Raw genomic sequence first — 2,988 nt, forward strand, 5'->3', positions numbered from 1 at the left:
AATTAAGGTAACAACAAAGCTATCTTTAATACTACGAACTAAGTTTTGATTAAGTAGAATAAAAAACATTAGTAAAGCCATCGGGATGAACTTGGTTAATTCATACGATCTAATCGGCCATACTATATGCCTAAATTTACTGTTTCTGGCTTTATTCCAAATTGTAAAATTAGAATCCACGCTATCCATTGATTTATTATGAGCTTATTTTTTTAGTACCGGATAGTTTTTAAAAATGTTATGTTTTTGCAAGGCTTAGAGCTTTATAGGTCATGCCCGCATATGCGGGAATGACCTCAAACGCTTTTTAGAAACTGCCCGGCTATATTATTTTTTATGCACCCTAGACTATAATAAAAACTATGTCAAGATTTTTTAAAATAGTCTCATATATTGTTGTTAATTACATTTGTTATACTCAATCGCTGCTTTAATAAACTGAATAAATAACGGATGAGCTTCAAAAGGTTTAGATTTAAATTCCGGATGAAATTGTACTCCTACGAACCAACGCAGTAGCGGTAGTTCAATAATTTCTACAATCTCTTCATCTTTTGAAAAACCGCTAAATACTATTCCGTGTTTTTCAAAAATATTTTGAAATTCATTATTAAATTTATATCTATGACGATGTCTCTCATTTATTTCAAGGCTTTTATAAGCATTTGCCGCAATGGTACTTGCGACCAAACTACAAGGATAAGAGCCGAGCCTCATAGTCTTTTTTACATTTTCAATTGTTATTTTTGAGTCTTCACAGTTTTTATTTATTTTCTCAATAATTTTTGTACCGTCTACTTTAAATTCTTCCGTTACTGCATCTTTAATACCGATTAAATTCTGAGCTATTTCGATCGTCGCAAGTTGCATACCGAAACATATTCCAAAAAAAGGTATGTTATTAGTACGGGCATATTTTATTGCTATAATTTTTCCTTTAGTTGCCCGTTCTCCAAATCCACCTGGTACTAAAATCCCATCTATATCTAATAATTTTTTATTAATACTCTCTTCAGTTAGATTTTCAGCATTTATCCATACTAAATCAATTTTGTATTTGTAATAAATACCTGCATGATTCAGTGCTTCGATTACTGATTTATAAGCATCTTTTAATTTATGATATTTAGCTATTATAGCGATTCTTACTTTTGAATTAGAATCTTTTAGCCTATTAATTATATCATGCCATTTATCTAATTTAGATGGCATGATATTAATATTAAAAAATTTTAATACTTTATTATCAAGACCTGAATTATGATATGCAATCGGTACTAAATATATATTTTTTTGATCTATTGCCGGAACAACATACTCAGATTCTATATTACACAATAAAGATATTTTATCTATTTCGCCTTTTGAAATGTGACGTTCTGCACGACACACTAGTATATTAGGTGAAATACCTATAGCGCGTAATGCTTTAACTGAGTGTTGGGTAGGTTTTATTTTTAATTCACGGGCGGTTTTAACATAAGGTAATAATGTTAAATGAATAAATAAACAATTTTCGCTTTTTAATTGGTTACCAATTTGCCTTATAGCTTCAAAAAACGGTAGACCTTCAATATCACCGACTGTACCGCCTATTTCACAAATAATAAAATCAACACCCTTGGTGTTTGAAAGTATAAAATCTTTTATTATATTTGTAACATGCGGGATGACTTGAACAGTAACGCCGGCGTAATTTCCTAAACGTTCATCTTTAAGTAATTTTGAGTATATCGCGCCTGTTGTGATGCTATCAAATTTGCATGCGGAAACTCCGGTAAAACGTTCATAATGTCCAAGATCTAGATCGGTTTCTGCTCCGTCATCGGTTACATATACCTCACCATGTTCGTGAGGATTCATAGTTCCCGGGTCAATGTTAAGATAAGGGTCTAGTTTTCGTACACTGACTCTAAAACCTTTCGCTTGCAATAGCATAGCAAGAGATGCGGCCGTTAGACCTTTACCGAGTGATGAAACAACGCCGCCGGTAACAAAAATGAAATGTACCATTATTATAAACCTAGTTTACTAATCTTTTCGTAAAATTTTACTGCTTTTTTTAAATCTTCTTCCGTATCTACGGAAATAGGAACATTCTCAACTAAACATGTACCTATAGTCATGCCGTTTTCAAGGACACGTAATTGTTCTAAACGTTCTGTTTTTTCTAAAAAAGTTGGCTTAAGAGATACAAATTTTTCTAAAGCGTTTTTGCGAAAACCATACATGCCTACATGGTATAAAAATTCTTCTGCACCGTTTGGAATAAGACTACGGGAAAAATACAATGCTGTCCCCGCCGAGTCAACTGCTACGGTAACATTACTATTAGCTTGCACTGATTCCCTATCTACTTTTACTATCGGTGTAACAATATCGTATTTGCTGTTTTTTAAATATTCTATAATTTTCAAAATAGAGCTAGGTTCAATGAAAGGCATATCTCCCTGTACATTAACTATGTAATTAATGTTTTGATTATTTGGAATTAATTTAAAAGCTTCATAAGTACGATCAGTACCGGTTGGGATAGCACTATCCGTGAATATTACTTTTCCTCCAACTTTTGTAATAACGCTTGCTATCTCTTCCGAGTCAGTCGCAACATATGTATGCTCAAGGCCCGCTTGATTTACTTGTTTGAATACCCGCTCGATTAAAGTTATAGAGCCGATAAGCTGCAGCGGTTTTTGTTTAAGCCTAGTTGAACTTAGCCTTGAGGGGATAATTATAGCCACGTCCTGATGCCGCATAAACTTCCTAAGTTTAAATTAAAAAATAACTGTTGACAGATTAGCCTTTTTCGGCGATAAAGTAAAACATAATTTTTGAATATATGCAATATATTTAAGAGCTCGTAGCTCAGTCGGTAGAGCATTTGACTTTTAATCAAAGGGTCCCGGGTTCAAATCCCGGCGAGCTCACCATACTTCTACACTGTGGGTTTGTAGCTCAGCTGGTTAGAGCACACGCCTGATAAGCGTG

The 2,988-nt window shown here is 33.5% G+C and carries 3 protein-coding genes and 2 tRNA genes (1 of these 5 cut by a window edge); 2 read left to right on the forward strand and 3 right to left on the reverse strand.

From position 1 onward, the window contains the following. From BG75_RS09705 to BG75_RS03195, 3 genes are all read right to left on the reverse strand, one after another. The coding region (locus BG75_RS09705; protein WP_305140714.1) for an Npt1/Npt2 family nucleotide transporter at positions 1-189 on the reverse strand (189 nt) is incomplete at its 3' end. A 210-nt stretch (positions 190-399) separates the two neighbouring features. After that, entirely contained in the window at positions 400-2,013 is a 1,614-nt protein-coding gene (locus tag BG75_RS03190; RefSeq protein ID WP_062811419.1) for a CTP synthase, read from the reverse strand. Positions 2,014-2,015: 2 nt separating this feature from the next. Beyond that, the gene (locus tag BG75_RS03195; RefSeq protein WP_062811420.1) at positions 2,016-2,756 is read right to left on the reverse strand and encodes a 3-deoxy-manno-octulosonate cytidylyltransferase; all 741 of its coding nucleotides are present in this window, start codon (positions 2,754-2,756) and stop codon (positions 2,016-2,018) included. 98 nt (positions 2,757-2,854) lie between these two features. On the opposite strand from BG75_RS03195, the gene BG75_RS03200 reads away from it, so the two are divergent. Continuing rightward, positions 2,855-2,930: transfer RNA gene (locus tag BG75_RS03200), tRNA-Lys, on the forward strand. Between the two features lie 14 nt (positions 2,931-2,944). Further along, positions 2,945-2,988: transfer RNA gene (locus tag BG75_RS03205), tRNA-Ile, on the forward strand; it runs 34 nt beyond the window's last position.

The sequence above is a fragment of the Rickettsia endosymbiont of Proechinophthirus fluctus genome (assembly GCF_001602635.1).
GTDB lineage: Bacteria > Pseudomonadota > Alphaproteobacteria > Rickettsiales > Rickettsiaceae > Rickettsia > Rickettsia rickettsii.

Bases quoted from the DNA above. Each gene is read 5' to 3' on its own strand.
- BG75_RS03195 (WP_062811420.1), bottom strand. From the start codon at position 2,756: ATGCGGCATCAGGACGTGGCTATAATTATCCCCTCAAGGCTAAGTTCA.
- BG75_RS03190 (WP_062811419.1), bottom strand. From the start codon at position 2,013: ATGGTACATTTCATTTTTGTTACCGGCGGCGTTGTTTCATCACTCGGT.